We start from the raw sequence: 13870 nt of genomic DNA, 5'->3' as shown, positions 1-13870 counted from the left end.
CGGATCTGGTGCTCGGGATTGCAGACCCTGCACCGCACATAAACGCGGCGTTCTTCGGTGAGACGGTCGTTCTCCTGATCGATACGTACGACTTCCGTCTCGAATGTGCGGTTCGGTTCGGATCTCAGGCGCACAAAGGCGCGCTGGCCGATATTCAAGCCTCCGGCCAGCGCTTCGTCCACATGGGCCCTGACCCAGATCGAGTCGGGTGCGATCAGCGTGAACACGGCCTCGCCCGCATTCGCGATCCCGCCAAGTTCCTTGCTGCGCGCGATTACCCTCGCATCGAAAGGCGCCCGTAGCTCATGCTGGGCGAGCACGACCGCATCGATCTGACGCTGGGACGCAGCATCGTCCTGCAGCACCGCCGCGATCCTTGTGTCTGCTTCGATGATCCTGGCATCGCCGAGCGCGATTTCCTCGGCGGCCTTGGCGTCTTCGGCGGCCTCTTCCGACACGCTTCCGCGGCCCACCAGTGTCTGCCGCCGCAGATTGACGCTCTTTTTCTGCTGGTAGGTGACTTCGGCGCGTGCGCGTTGCGCCTGGGTCTTGGCGAGGTTCGCTGCCGCCTGTTGCTGGGTCGCCTCGCTCTTCCTGAGTTTGGCGCGCTGCGCGTCATCATCAAGCCTTGCCAGCAGGGCGCCGGCTTTGACGATATCCCCCTGATCCGCTTCGACGGCGATCAGCTTTCCGGCGATCTGAAAACCCACTCTTGAGACGAGTTGCGCCTCGATCGTCCCGATTCCGAAGACACGGACTTCGACGTTTTGCCGGGGCGCGACCGTCCGCACCGGAATTTCGCGCATGACGCGCCAGTAATAGCCGCCGCCTGCCAGCACGAGAGCGGCCATCAGCCCCGCCGCCAGCTTGGCAACGCGCGAACTCATCGTGCGTTCTTCATGGGAAAGTCGATGTGTCGACGATCATGCCATTCTCCTCTGACCGAGAGCTCATATTCGCCAGGGGCGCCCGATCGGCGTTGCGATAGATCAAGTTGGCCGGTGTGCCTGGTAAGGTTCTCCCTTGCCGGGACTACGGATGGCCGATCCTGCGCGATGAAAGCGCCAACAGTCCCGCGCTGGCAAATGCCAGCAGGGCTGCGAGTTGAAAGGTCTGGTGGAAGGCGTCGAAGAAACCATGCTGCAGATGCAGGATTTCGAACACCATCAGGACGATCGACGCCGCCGCGACGGTACCCAGCGTTCGCGTCAGCAGCGCGAGGCTGCCCGCGACGCCGCGATCCCCGAGTGGAAGTGCCGCCGTCACGATATCGGTATAGGCAAGCTGGAACAGGCCGAGTCCGATGCCTTGGACGACCAGCCCTGCGACGCGCAAAGCGGTCGGCGTCTGTTCGGTCCACGCGCTCAGCAGGATGAGGCCGGCGCCAATTCCCGCCGCGCCTGCCAGCGCCAGCCGTTCGGCGGACATCCGCTGCCCGATCAGGCGGCCGCCGATCGGCGCAGCCAACGCCGCGCCGGCCGCGCCCGAAGCCAGAATGGCGCCGCTCTCGCCAAGCGAATAGCCGGTCACCCGGGTCAGATAATAGGGCACCAGCAGCCAGACCGAAAATGCCGCGAGATTGGCAAGCACGCTGACGAGGTTCAGGACCGCAAATCCCGGCAGGCGAAACACCGCGAAGTCGATGATCGGCCGCGCCGCGCGGGACTGCCGGAAGACGAATCCCGCAAAGGCCATGGCGGATAGCAATCCGAGCCAGATGGCGGAGAGCTCACGAATGCGATTGAACGCCAACAGCATCGTCACCAGGCCGAGCGCCAGCGCGATGCCGCCTGCAATGTCGAAAGGATCGCGCGCCGCGCGCGGCGCCGGCGCCGGCACACCGCGCAACAGCAGCAGTGCCGCAATCGCGATCGGGATGCGGAACCAGAACACCGCTGGCCAGTCCCAGGCCGCCACCAGTACACCGCCGAGCAGCGGACCGAGCATCAGGCCGAGCGCCATCATCATGGTATAGATGCCGAGCGCCCGGCTGCGCCGTTCCTCGCCGTACAGGCCTGTCACCAGCGCCGCGCCGCAGCTCAGCACCAGGGCTGCGCCGATGCCCTGCATGCAGCGAAAGGCCAGCATCGCGCCGTAGCTCGGCGCATAGCCGACGAGAAGGAAGGCCACCGCGCTGCAAACCAGCCCGGCCCGGAAGACGACGGCGTGGCCGATGGTGTCGCCGATCCGCCCCAGCGCCAGCAGCAGACTGGCGTAGGCCAGCACGTAGCAGATTACCACCCACTGGATGTCGCCGATGGCGAGGTCAAATCCCCTTGTGATGGCGGGGAAGGCGATGTTGACGGCGGTGTCGAGCTGCGTCGTGGCTGTGCCCAGCCCGATCATCGCGATCTGCCAGGGCCTGGAGTGGAGTATCCTGGAGTGGAGGATGCCGGCTGATGCGTTGTGAGGATCGGCCAACAACCGGTCCGATCAGTTCCGGTACGAAGGATCGACCCGATCGAGCTTGCGTAGCAGGGCGGGCCACGCCAGTTCGCCGTTCAGGTTCGGTTGATTGGTGCGAGGCTGCATTCTTCGGTAGGTTTCTTCGAGAACCTCCTGGGGCGGGCGGATCAGCTTGGTATTGCAGGACAGCGCCATGACCTGCACCTCGCAGGCGCGCTCCATGCGGTACAGCACGTTAAATGCCGAAGCGACGTTTCTGCCGACGACGAGCAGCCCGTGGTTGCGCAACACCATGGCCTCGTGATTGCCGAGGTCTGCCACCAGCCGTTCGCGCTCGCCGATGTCGTCGGCGATGCCTTCGAAGTCGTGATAGGCGACGTGGAGAAACCGCATCGAAGTCTGCGCCAGCGGCAGCAGTCCGCATTCCATCGCCGAGACCGCCATGCCGGCCGGCGTGTGGGTATGCGCCACACAGTCCATCTCCGGGCGCGCCATATGGATGGCGCTGTGAATGACGAAGCCGGCGGCGTTGACGCCGTAATCAGAGGCGTTGAAGAGGGTGTTGCCTTCGATATCGACCTTGATCAGGCTCGATGCATCGATCTCTTCGTAAAGCATTCCGTAGGCATTGATCAGGAACTGGTCGTGCGTTCCGGGCACGCGGCACGAGATGTGGTTGGCGATCATCTCCGTCATGCCGTACATCGCGGTGAGCCGGTAGCAGGCGGCGAGATCGACGCGGGTTTGCCATTCCTCGGGGCTGACCTGCTCGCGAACCGATTTGACGACTTTGATGGCAGGCGAGCTGACTGGGCGGTTCATGAGCCTCTCCGCTGGATCGGTTTATTGCTTTGCGGGAATCCGGGTGGTTTCGCTTGCGAGGTTACTTGCATGAACGGCACTGCCGCAAGCGCGCACGGCACAGCCCAGCAATGCGGCGGGCGCTAATGCGCTGCAGCATATGCCTGTATTGGGGTCGACCGTTCTCGTTGCACGTCTAGCGAGAATTCCCGGGCCGATCTTCCACGGGGAATTTTCCGCCGCCTGAAATGACACGGGGCGGGAAGCGTGGCGCGGCAATGTGGCCGTATTGGCTTCTCCCGCAATCGCGCATAGACTTTCACCACAACAGCCCTAACGGCTGAAAAAAATCATCCCGGGGGAGGATTCACATGCAGGGAACGAGCATACGCGCGTGTTTGGCGCGCAAGGTATCGGCGGCGTTGCTGTTCACGGCTTTGCCGATCGCGGCGGTCGCCCAGACCACACCGGCGGCTCCGGCGGTCCCGCCGGTAAAGCTCGGGATCGTCACCTTCCTGACCGGCCCGGCCGCCGGCCCGTTCGGCATTCCCGGGCGCAACTCCGCCGAAATCATGATTGAAATGCTCAACGCCGGCAAAGTGCCCGCGCCGTACGCGACCCCCGGCCTCGCCGGTGCGCCGATTCTGCCGAAGTTCGTCGACGAGGCCGGCTCCTCGGCAAATCAGGTCACGGAATTTCGCAACCTCGTTCAACGCGACGGCATGAATGCGGTCGTCGGATATATTTCGTCGGGCAATTGCCTCGCGGTAGCTCCGGTTGCAGAGGAGCTGAAGGCGCTGACCGTGTTCTGGGATTGCGGGACGCCTCGAATCTTCGAGGAAAAACCGCTGAAATATGTGTTCCGCGCCACACCGCACGCCACCATGGATAACGTCGCGGCTGCGCGCTACGTGCTGAAAAAGTTCCCCGATCTGGCATCCTTTTCAGGCATTAACCAGAACTACGCATGGGGACAGGACAGCTGGCGTGATTTCGTCGCCGCCATGAAGGCGCTCGCGCCGAAGGCGACGGTCGACAAGGAGTTGTTGCCGAAATTGTTCGCGGGCGAATTCGGCGCGGAGATCTCGGCGCTGCTGACCACCAATTCCAAGGTGGTGCATTCCAGCTTCTGGAACGGCGATCTCGAGAGCTTCATCGTCCAGAACGGCGCGCGCGGTCTGCCGGCACGCTCCACCATGGTCTACACCGCGGGCGAAACCGCCATGTTCCGGCTCGGCGCCAAAATCCCTGACGGTACGATCATTGGAGCGCGCGGCCCGCACGGCGTGATGGCGCCCGACACGCCCCTGAACAAGTGGTTCCGCGGCGTTTACGAGGACCGCTTCGCCACGTCGCCGACCTATCCCGCCTATCACATGGCGCAGTCGATCCTCGGGCTCAAATCCGCCTGGGACAAGGCCGCGGCGGCGAAGGGTGGCCAGCAACCCTCGATCGACGAGGTGGTGAAGGCGTTCGAGGGTCTCGAGTTCGAGGGACCGAGCGCCAAGATCCGCATGGCGATCGGCAACGGCCACCAGGGTATCGCCGATATCGCCTATGGCAGCTTCCGCTTCAACAAGGCGGAAGGCAAAGCCGAAATCGTCGACATCGTCCGCTATCCCGCCGAGTGCGTGAACCCTCCGGCCAACATGACCTCGACGGCCTGGCTCGAGGCCGGCATGCCCGGAGCCAAATGCAACTAGGCACCGCACGATTGCCTGCAGCCGGCGCGGCCGGCTGCAGCTCATCTGTATTTCACGATGTAAGGGACGGCATCCGGTGATCACAGTTATCGCCATCGTTACCGATGGCCTGGTTTATGCCGCCTGGCTGTTTGTCGTTGCCATCGGCCTGACGCTGATTTTCGGCGTCATGAAGATTCTGAATGTCGCCCACGGCGCGTTTTACGCCTTCGGCGCCTATGCGGCGGCGACCGCGATCGGCCTGTATTTCGACCGCGGCTGGCCCGTGGTCGGAGGCTATCTGGCGATTGCCACGGCCGCGATCGCGATCGGGCTGGTGATGGGCTATATCCTGGAGCGGGTGTTTCTTCGCCGCGTCTACGGCCGGGATGAAGTCGTCGTCGTTCTCATCACCTATGCGCTGTTCCTGATTCTGGAAGACGTGCTGATCCTGATCTGGGGCACCGACGGCCGGTCAGCGTATCAGCCCTATACCGAGGCTGGCAGCTTCACGGTCGGCGGTTTGCCGCTGTCGGTCTACGACATTGGTCTGGTCGGGTTTGCCGGTCTGCTGGCGATTGCGTCCTCATTGGCCATCAAGAGGACGACCTTCGGACGGCTGTTGACGGCGGTGATCTACGATCGCGAAACCGCCGCCGCGTTCGGCGTCAATGTGACTCGGGTTTATACCGTGACGTTTCTGGTCGGCGCGGTGCTCGGCGCGCTCGGCGGCGCACTGACCGCTCCCAAGATATCGGTGACCCCGGGCCTCGGGGTCGAGGTCATCGTGCTCGCCTTCGCGGTGGTGGCGATCGGCGGGATGGGCTCGATGGAGGGTGCGCTCGTCGGCGCCCTGATCGTCGGCTTGTTCCGCGCCGGCGCCGTGCATCTGATACCGCAACTCGAATTGTTCTCGATCTATGCGGTGATGGCGCTGGTTCTGGTGTTTCGCCCGCAGGGTCTGTTCAGCCGCGCTCAACCGAGAAAAATCTGATGACCGGACTTCGCATTCTCCTGGGCGCTGTGATCCTCGGCGGATTGGGGGCGGCCGCGCCGTTCACGCCGCTCTGGCTGATCTCGCTGGTGACCCTTGCGATGTCCACCGGGCTCGTGGTCTGCGGCCTCATCATCCTGTGGCGCGGCGGCCTGGTGCCGTTCGGCCAGGCCCTGTTCTTTGCGACCGGCGCCTACACGGTGGCCCTGTCGGGGCGCTGGTTCGGCTTGACGGACGCGTTCCTGCTGATTGGGCTGGCCGTGATCATGGCGGCGCTTGTGGCATTCGTCGTCGGTTTCCTGCTGGCGCAATATCGCGAGATCTTTTTCGCCATGCTCAGCCTGGCGCTGTCGATGATCCTGTACGGCGTGCTGGTCAAATCCGAGACGCTGGGGTCGACCGACGGCATCAATGTCACCCAGGCGAGCTTTTTCGGCTTGAAGCCGCGCGGTCCCGGCTACACTTTCGCGCTGTTCTGGCTGGCGCTCGGCATGGTGTTTACGGCCTGGGTAGGCGTCTCGGCCTATCTTGGGTCGGTTGCCGGCCAGCTCGCCGGGGCGATCCGCGACAATGAAATCCGCGTCGAATATCTCGGCATATCCGTCACGCGTCTGGTGCACCTGAAGTTGACCATTTCGGCGGCGCTGGCGGGCGCCGGCGGCGCGCTGGCGGCGCTGTCGATCAGCCATGTCGATCCGCAGATGGCCTATTGGACGACGTCCGGCGGATTCGTGTTCGTCACCATCCTGGCCGGCGCGGCGTCGGTTCCGGCGGCATTTCTGGGTGCGCTGCTGTTCGAGATCGTCCGCACCATCGCGGTCGCGCTGCTGCCCGGGGGCTGGCAATTGATCCTGGGATCGGTGCTGCTGCTGACCATCCTGTTCGTGCCCGAGGGGCTCGGCTCGCTGATGATCCGCAAACGCGCCGCCGTTACCGAAAAGGGGGCGGCATGAGCGCGCTGCTTTCCGTCAAGGGTCTCGAAAAGACTTTCGGCCAGGTCGTCGCCGCCCGCGACATCAATGTCGACGTGCCGCAGGGGCAAACCGTCGGCATCATCGGCGCCAACGGCGCTGGCAAGACCACGTTCGTTAACATGATCACCGGCCATCTGGCGCCGTCGGGCGGCACGATCCAGTTCGAGGGCAGCGACATCACCGGGTTGCCATCGCGCAAGATCATGCGGCTGGGCATCGCGCGTTCGTTTCAGGTGGCGCAGGTCTTCCCGACCTTCAGCGTGTTCGAAAACCTGTGCGCGGCCACCGCGATCGCCCGTTCCGGCAGTTCCGTGGTCGGTGCGGCGCTGTCGCGGTTTGTCTCGGCCGAAACATCAGCCGATGCCGAAACCGCGCTCGACCAGTTCCAGATGAGCCCGTTTCGCGACGCGCTGGCGTCAACGCTGCCGCAGGGCGTGCGCAAGCTGCTCGACATCGCGATGGCGACGGCGGGCAATCCGCGCGTCCTGCTGCTCGATGAGCCGACCAGCGGGATCAGCCTGGAGGAGAAATTCGGCCTGATGGATGTCATCATGGGTGCGCTGAAGGCGCGCGGCACCACCATCCTGTTCGTCGAGCACGACATGGAGATCGTGCAGCGGTTCGCCGACCGCGTGCTGGCGTTCTACGACGGCACCGTGATCGCGGACGGTTCGCCCGCCGTGGCGCTCGGTGACGAACGGGTGCGCGAGTTCATCACGGGTACGCTGATCCGCTCGAAGGACGGCAGCCTCAATTCCAGCAGGGCGTCCCATGCTTGAGGTATCGGCACTGCACGTCTCGATCGGCGCCATCGAGATCATCCGCGATGCGCAACTGTCGCTCGGCGAGCGGCAGTTCTCCGGCCTGATCGGACGTAATGGCGCCGGCAAGACGACGTTGATGCGGGCCTTGATGGGAGCCTTGCCGGCACGCGGCACCATGACCCTGGATGGCGTCGATCTGCTGGCCGAGCCGGCGCATCGCCGCGCGGCCCTCGGGCTCGGTTACATGCCGGAAGATCGCAGGCTGGTGCCGGAATTCGTGGTTGAGGAGAACATCCTGCTGCCGGCGCTGGCGACCGGTTCGACGGATGCGCGGGAGCGTCTCGAACGCATTTACACGCTGATGCCGGAGGTTGCGAACTTCCGGCGCCGCCGCGCCCTCGAACTCTCCGGCGGCCAGCAGAAAATGGTGGCTCTGGCCCGCGCCCTGATGGCGGGACGCCGTTTGCTCGTGCTGGACGAACCGTTCGAGGGCTTGGCGCCGGCGCTGGCGCGCCGGCTCGGCGAGGTTCTCTCGAACCTCAAGGGCGAGGGGGTGTCGGTGCTGATGTCGGAATCCAACGAGACTCACGTCATCGATCTGCTCGATCGCATCTTCCGCATCGAGCGCGGCGAGGTGGTCGCGGGCTGACCAAGGCGGACCAGAGCCAGTTATGGCCCCACTCTACTCGAACGCGACGCCGAACCGCTTGTCATTGCGCCAGACCGGGCGGCACCGGCGCGAGAACTGGTCTTTCTCGATCAACAGCATGAATGAAGGCGGCAGGCTGACGCCGGGGGTGGCAAAGTCGACCGCTGCCCCGGCCGACGACAGGTTGCGTACGGTGCAGGCGAGGCCGCGACCATCGAATGCGATGGTCGCACCCTTCAGCACCCTGTGTCGGGGTACAGCGCGCCTCTCGATGATGTGTTCGCTCATTGTCGCAAATCCGAATACCGGTTGGATCCTGCCCCCAGACTAGCAAAGCGGAATTACAGAGGATTGAATCGAATGCCGGTCAAATTTGAGCCCAGGTTTAGGTTTCGTTTACGACAATGTCCCGAAAAGGTGCTGGCGCGGCATTCCGGAATCGGTCCATGCTGCCCAATCCACTGAAGAAATCACGTTGCAATGGAGATGACATGAAAACGATGGCTGCGCTTTTGGTTGCCGCTGGCCTCACACTGTCGCCGGCGCCGTGCCATGCCGTGGTGCTGGATCTGTCGACCATGACCTGCAAGCAGTTCCTCGAAGGCGGCGACGACACGATCAAGATGGTGCTGACCTGGATGGACGGCTGGTACAAGGGCGATTCCGACGAGGCGATCATCGACACCGACGTGTTCGTCGAAAACGCCAAGAAATTCGGCAGCTTCTGCGGCAAAAATCCGAACATCAGCATCGTCAATGCCGCCGAAAAGGTTCTTGGCAAGTAATCCGCTGCAAGCAGGCTGCAATCCACCGACGGTCCCGGATCGCGTCCGGGCCGGCTTTCCCTCGAAAACTATGTCAGCATCGCGAATGCGCTGGAGATCATCGCCACCGGCTTGTTGTCGCTGGCGCTGGTCAGGGTGACCCGGCCGAAGCTCATGGTGCGACCCATCCGGACCACCCGTGCGTCCGCCAGCACATCCGAAGCGGTCACCGCCCGCATGAAATGCGTGGTTTGATCGACTGTCGTCATTGGCCGGTAGCCGCGATTGGCCGCGAGGTTTGCGATCACCATGGCGGTATCGGCAAATGCCATCAGGGCCTGGCCGCACACGATGCCGCCGTTGCGGCACAGCCGCTCGGAGAAGGGCATGCGCAGGATGGCGCCCGGCTGCCAGTCGGCAAGGTTCGGCGGCGGGTTAAAGTCGATGCCCTCGATCGATAGTTTGAGGTCCTGCACCCACGGTGCGAACACGTCGCCAAGCACCCGCCTGGCTTCCTCGATATCGAATTCCCCGGGAGGCTGATCTTGCGTCAATGTAGGTTCCCTCGCTGCCGTTGGTGCCCTGTATTCTTAAGGGCCTCCCGCCGAATTGAACACATTGAACACCGTCCCGGCGCGGCTTCGCGCTTGGCGTTGCGGTCGACGCGGTGATACAATGGCCACATATGCAGGAGCTTGCTCGATGAGAATTTTTGGCGCCGCGGCGGTGATCGTGTTGCTGGCAGGGCCGGCCTACGCGCAAGCGCCCAACATCAACCTGATCCCGGAACTGCAATCCAGGACGCCCGAGGAGAAGGAAGCCGACGCGGCAAGGGACAAGGCCTACAAGGAGTCGCTGAAGAAGATTCCGGACGCCAAGGCGTCGTCCGATCCGTGGGGCAATGTGCGCAGCACCGATACGCCGAAGACGTCGGCCCCGGCCAAGCCGCGCACCAAAACCGGCAGCACTACGAACTAGAGCCTAGTCGGTTCTGATTGAATCAGAACCGGGCGCCAGTCTTTTGCCTTGATGGTTTTTCTCTACGCAAACCGCTACCCACTTCGCTCCAAACCGCCAAGGGCGCGACTATGACCTGCGGCCCAGCCTCCGCACCGACGCGGCCAGCCGGGTCATGAAGTTTCTCACCCAGAGATCTTCAGATGCAGGCATGCCGTCATGCGCGCCCGGATTTGACCGCGGTGCGTCCCTGGTTTCGTCGTCCAGAATTTGAAGTCGGCGCTTGCGTGATTCGGGCACTGGTACTGTCATGATGGCTCCTTCGGATGGAACCAACGGTCGACTCTTGATAGCGTTCCAATATTAATACAGTTAATGGTTGAATTGCGGACCGTCATCAGGCCAGCGTGGCGGATTGATCCAGCAACGTCTCGTAACACTCGCAGGACATCCGCATCAGCGCGGGCCGGTCCAGGATCTTGATGACGCCGCGCGAATAGGTGATCGCGCCGGCGGCCTGCACCTTGCTCGCGACTTCCGTCACTGAGGTGCGCCTCACCCCCAGCATTTCCGCGAGGAATTCCTGCGTCAGCGCCACGGTGTCGCTGGCGGCGCGGTCGGCGCTTTGCAGCAGCCAGCGGCAGAAGCGCGCTTCGATCGAGTGCAGCGCGTTGCAGGCGGCCGTCACCCGCGCCTGCGACAGCAGCACCTCGTTATAGCGAATGCAGAGGTTGCGAACGGGGTCGCTGCTGGCGGCGATCGTCCTGAAATGGCTTGCGGAGATCTTGCTGACCGACACCGGCATCTGCACCACGACCCGGACCAGCGACTTGTAGAAGCCTAGCCCCGCCATCGCGCCGACCACGCCCTCGCGGCCGACGGTCGCGGTCTCGATCGCCTTGCCGTCGCGCAGCACGGCGAGCAGCGACAGCATGCCGTAATGCGGGAAGTAGATCTGGTCGACCTCGTCGCCGGCTTCGGTCAGCACTATTCCCTGCTGCAGGGAGACCGTCGACAAATGCGGGAGCAGCCGATCGAAATCATCACGCGGCAGCGAGGCAAGCAGTTTGTTGTCCAAGGGGAGACTGGCCTTCGAGACGGGTAGTGGCACTGCGATATCCTGCCCGGTCGGTCGGGCCGATTTGCCGCAGGGGGTGAGGGAGAACGCTCCGAGAGGGCGGTCCGCGGGAAGGCCCTCTATAGGGATAAGGAGGGGGAGTTGTCGGTCCGGTAGCCGTCATAGCGGGGATTCCGCGAGGTGCGGACCGCAAATGGCGCATCTGCGCCAATCCAGATCATTTTCGGAAAGCGGACGCGGCGATGGACCGCGTGCTTCTCGCCTCGGTCTACCCGACCTGGCTGACCGATCGATGCGTCTTGTCGGTTCGGGGCATCAGCGGCGTATCGCCAAGCAGGCGGTCGAATTCCAGTTTTGAAATATCGTAGCACTCGCAGGCCCGGAGCCGCAGCGCCTCGTAATCAAGGATGGTCACGTGGCCACGTCGGTAGCGGATCAGTCCGGCCTTCTGCAGGGACCCCATCACATCGGTGACCGAGGTTCGCCGGACGCCGAGCATCATTCCGAGGAATTCCTGGGTCAGCAGGAAATCGCCTGAGGGCATCCGGTCGCGCGTCATCAAGAGCCAGCGGCAGCAGCGCTGCTCCAGCCTGTGGAGGTGGGCGCAAGCGGCCGATTGCGCGACCTGGTTGAAGAAGGCGTGGGCATAGCGGAGCATGACCAGGTTCAGTGTCGGACTACCGTCGAGTTCGCCCCGGAAAATGCGGGCATCCATTTCGAGCCCGGTTCCCGGGACCTGCACATATACCGATGAAGGCGCATGGCGGTCACCGAGGCAAACCGGCAATCCAACGATGCCTTCGCTGCCTATGGTGCCGACCTCGGCGCTATGGCCGTCGGATGTCGTGATCACCATCGACGCAACCCCATCGACGGGGAAATACACTTTCTCGATCGGGCGCGACGCCTCGTATAGGCTTTTTCTGTATTCAAACACCACGGGGGACAAATGCGGTCGCAATCGCTGGTAGTCGCTATCCGATAACAATGTGAGCAGCCGGTTGGTTCGTCGGTCGTGCTGGGGCATGCCGTGCGACTCTCTTTGGTTGGCGCAGCGCCTGGCCAATTCGCTGGGGGATACGGGGTGCGCCATCTGACTCGCTCTCACTGAGGCGGGAGTCCTTGTGGGCTCAGTCGCCGGCGCCCGATGGGTCGCTGCCGACAATGTCCGCTTGTAGCGTTGTTATGTACGGCAAGCGACTCAATTCCCTTGATAAACCCATTGGCAGTCTGCTGGCGGGCGTGACCGTCCAGGCCTCGAAATGGAACCGGCGCGCGTTATATTGAGGCGATCGTTAGTGTTTGGAGTTGCGACATGGTGTTTCGCCCGCGCGATCTCGCCGACCGGATGGCCGCCCGGCGCATGCCGGACGACGGTTTTCTGCGCGAAACGTTCATTCTTCCGCGCGCCGAGGCGCGGACCACGGCACGGGACTTCTTCACCCGCTTTCCCAAGGCCGCCTATATGAGCGAAGTCGAAAGCTGGCGCGAACTGCCGGGCGGCGATATCGAATTCACCATGCGCCGGCTCGGCAGCGCCGATTAGTGGATCCCCGGATGGCGCCGAATTGGGCCCAACTATCTATAATTGTTAACATTTCTGGATAGTGGGGGTAGTCCTCAGCCATGACGGCAGCACGATAGTGTGTGGGCTAATTGTCACAATTGCGGGTGAGCGGGGAGACCCGGGGCTCGAATCAATCTTGTTCTTCTGCGCCCAATAGCCTGCCGTTCGACCGGTTAATGAAATGGAGCCGGCTGCAGGCCTGGCAGACCACAGTTTCGTAACTGGAGTTGGAATCGTCAGCGGGCTCTTCCGCCAGCCAGTGCTGCACGTTCATACCGGTCCGCGGACATTTGAAGATGACGTTGGCCATAGACCGGCCAATCTGCGGCCGGGACGATTGTTCGCCTTGATCTCGATCAATTTTTCCGGGCTCGGGCAGTTGCCGGCGGGCTCCGGTGCCGCGTCAGTCCGGGCGGCCTAATCCAGCGTTTCCGCGACCAGCCGAATTCGGAAAACCGGCTTCTTCGACGCGTCGAGAAGCTCCATCTGCCATTCGCCGTTTTCCTTGAGTTTGCGTGAAATGCCGCCGACCATATCGCCGCAAACGCCGGTGAGTTCTTTCCAGGCTGCGTCGCGGTCGGCGAACTCGGCGCCGCAATCGCTGCAGCCGGCGTACCGGCCGTGGGGATGGAAAAGAAAAACAGCGGCATGACACAGACCGGTGCTTGAATGCGGGGTCGTGAAAAACCACAAGGTGTGCCATAGGATTTTTCTGAAACCCCGGCTGATCAATCCCGGGATTTTACGTCCCGATCCTTCGGCTCGGCCTTCTTGAGTTCGCGGTCAATCCGCAGCTGGACCCGTCGGATGGCGAGCAGCCTGATGTTGGTCTCGGTCTTGCCGGATATGACCGCGTCGCCGATCCGGAATTGCCATTGCCAGACGCCCGGCACTGACGGCGTAACGGTGTACTCGACGCCCCTGTGCATCATTGGAAATCCCGCTACGCTTGGCGGATACTGGTTTCCTAATAAACTATAGGTTGCTAATTTAAACAATGCACTCTCTGGAGCAGATTGTCGCGGATGCCGCGCGCGGCCGGGCCCGCAACGGAGCAGGGAAGGCCATTGGCGCAAAGTGGCATCGGGCGCTGTCTGCGGATCGCAGCAATCATGCTCGGGAAAATTGGCCGCGAGGGCAGGCGGCCATGCAGTCGTACGGAATACGGCCCCGACTTCCGTTGCGGGAGCTGCAATGTGCCGGCGGGACCCCTGGCTGAAGCTGACTTGCCTTG

General features: G+C 63.1%; 17 protein-coding genes and 1 pseudogene. 8 read left to right on the top strand and 10 right to left on the bottom strand.

Annotation, left to right across the window (positions count from 1 at the left end):
• The 3 genes from Q8N40_RS25310 to Q8N40_RS25300 all read right to left on the bottom strand — a co-directional run.
• Positions 1–851: efflux RND transporter periplasmic adaptor subunit (locus tag Q8N40_RS25310; RefSeq protein ID WP_305713751.1), on the bottom strand; the 851-nt coding region annotated here is incomplete at its 3' end.
• Between the two features lie 181 nt (positions 852–1032).
• Positions 1033–2421 (bottom strand): MFS transporter, encoded by a 1389-nt coding sequence (locus Q8N40_RS25305; RefSeq protein WP_305713750.1) that lies wholly within the window; start codon positions 2419–2421, stop codon positions 1033–1035.
• 12 nt (positions 2422–2433) lie between these two features.
• Complete coding sequence (locus Q8N40_RS25300; RefSeq protein WP_305319018.1) at positions 2434–3228, bottom strand: class II aldolase/adducin family protein; 795 nt, start codon at positions 3226–3228, stop codon at positions 2434–2436.
• 350 nt (positions 3229–3578) lie between these two features.
• Here Q8N40_RS25300 and Q8N40_RS25295 point away from each other — a divergent pair, with 350 nt between their 5' ends.
• The 5 genes from Q8N40_RS25295 to Q8N40_RS25275 all read left to right on the top strand — a co-directional run bounded on the left by Q8N40_RS25295 (position 3579) and on the right by Q8N40_RS25275 (position 8270).
• Complete coding sequence (locus Q8N40_RS25295; protein ID WP_305713749.1) at positions 3579–4910, top strand: ABC transporter substrate-binding protein; 1332 nt, start codon at positions 3579–3581, stop codon at positions 4908–4910.
• 76 nt (positions 4911–4986) lie between these two features.
• Entirely contained in the window at positions 4987–5883 is an 897-nt protein-coding gene (locus tag Q8N40_RS25290) for a branched-chain amino acid ABC transporter permease (protein ID WP_305319016.1), read from the top strand.
• Complete coding sequence (locus Q8N40_RS25285) at positions 5883–6836, top strand: branched-chain amino acid ABC transporter permease (protein WP_305319015.1); 954 nt, start codon at positions 5883–5885, stop codon at positions 6834–6836. The genes Q8N40_RS25290 and Q8N40_RS25285 overlap by 1 nt, the downstream gene beginning before the upstream one ends.
• Positions 6833–7636 carry an ABC transporter ATP-binding protein gene (locus Q8N40_RS25280; protein ID WP_305713748.1) on the top strand — a complete coding sequence of 268 codons (804 nt, stop codon included), beginning with the start codon at positions 6833–6835 and terminating at the stop codon, positions 7634–7636. Before Q8N40_RS25285 ends, Q8N40_RS25280 begins: the two co-directional genes overlap by 4 nt.
• Positions 7629–8270, top strand: a complete 642-nt coding sequence (locus tag Q8N40_RS25275) for an ABC transporter ATP-binding protein (RefSeq protein ID WP_305319013.1) — start codon at positions 7629–7631, stop codon at positions 8268–8270. The genes Q8N40_RS25280 and Q8N40_RS25275 overlap by 8 nt, the downstream gene beginning before the upstream one ends.
• 33 nt (positions 8271–8303) lie before the next feature.
• Here Q8N40_RS25275 and Q8N40_RS25270 read toward each other — a convergent pair whose 3' ends face one another.
• Positions 8304–8558 (bottom strand): PilZ domain-containing protein, encoded by a 255-nt coding sequence (locus Q8N40_RS25270; RefSeq protein ID WP_305319012.1) that lies wholly within the window; start codon positions 8556–8558, stop codon positions 8304–8306.
• Positions 8559–8761: 203 nt separating this feature from the next.
• Here Q8N40_RS25270 and Q8N40_RS25265 point away from each other — a divergent pair, with 203 nt between their 5' ends.
• A complete protein-coding gene (locus Q8N40_RS25265) occupies positions 8762–9055 on the top strand; it encodes an HdeA/HdeB family chaperone (protein ID WP_305713747.1) in 294 nt (97 codons plus the stop codon).
• 68 nt (positions 9056–9123) lie between these two features.
• Here the strand turns inward: Q8N40_RS25265 and Q8N40_RS25260 are convergent, their stop codons facing one another.
• Positions 9124–9588: a PaaI family thioesterase gene (locus Q8N40_RS25260; RefSeq protein WP_305713746.1), complete on the bottom strand. Its 465-nt coding sequence runs from the start codon at positions 9586–9588 to the stop codon at positions 9124–9126.
• Positions 9589–9736: 148 nt separating this feature from the next.
• Here Q8N40_RS25260 and Q8N40_RS25255 point away from each other — a divergent pair, with 148 nt between their 5' ends.
• A complete protein-coding gene (locus Q8N40_RS25255) occupies positions 9737–10012 on the top strand; it encodes a hypothetical protein (RefSeq protein WP_305319009.1) in 276 nt (91 codons plus the stop codon).
• A 376-nt stretch (positions 10013–10388) separates the two neighbouring features.
• Here Q8N40_RS25255 and Q8N40_RS25250 read toward each other — a convergent pair whose 3' ends face one another.
• Both Q8N40_RS25250 and Q8N40_RS25245 read right to left on the bottom strand, forming a co-directional pair.
• Positions 10389–11069, bottom strand: coding sequence for a Crp/Fnr family transcriptional regulator (locus tag Q8N40_RS25250; protein ID WP_305713745.1), 681 nt, complete (start codon positions 11067–11069; stop codon positions 10389–10391).
• 268 nt (positions 11070–11337) lie between these two features.
• Positions 11338–12096, bottom strand: coding sequence for a Crp/Fnr family transcriptional regulator (locus tag Q8N40_RS25245; protein ID WP_305713744.1), 759 nt, complete (start codon positions 12094–12096; stop codon positions 11338–11340).
• Between the two features lie 288 nt (positions 12097–12384).
• On the opposite strand from Q8N40_RS25245, the gene Q8N40_RS25240 reads away from it, so the two are divergent.
• Positions 12385–12615, top strand: a complete 231-nt coding sequence (locus Q8N40_RS25240) for a hypothetical protein (RefSeq protein WP_305319006.1) — start codon at positions 12385–12387, stop codon at positions 12613–12615.
• A 151-nt stretch (positions 12616–12766) separates the two neighbouring features.
• Here Q8N40_RS25240 and Q8N40_RS25235 read toward each other — a convergent pair whose 3' ends face one another.
• The 3 genes and pseudogenes from Q8N40_RS25235 to Q8N40_RS25225 form a co-directional block, all read right to left on the bottom strand.
• A complete protein-coding gene (locus tag Q8N40_RS25235) occupies positions 12767–12946 on the bottom strand; it encodes a hypothetical protein (protein ID WP_305713743.1) in 180 nt (59 codons plus the stop codon).
• Positions 12947–13053: 107 nt separating this feature from the next.
• Positions 13054–13286: pseudogene (locus tag Q8N40_RS25230) on the bottom strand (hypothetical protein).
• A gap of 78 nt (positions 13287–13364) precedes the next feature.
• Complete coding sequence (locus Q8N40_RS25225; RefSeq protein WP_305713742.1) at positions 13365–13568, bottom strand: hypothetical protein; 204 nt, start codon at positions 13566–13568, stop codon at positions 13365–13367.
• Positions 13569–13870 lie beyond the last annotated feature (302 nt).

The organism is Bradyrhizobium sp. (genome assembly GCF_030693485.1).
Taxonomy (GTDB): Bacteria; Pseudomonadota; Alphaproteobacteria; order Rhizobiales; family Xanthobacteraceae; genus Bradyrhizobium.
Note: the sequence above shows the minus strand (reverse complement) of the source record. Positions and strands in the feature narration are given on the sequence as shown.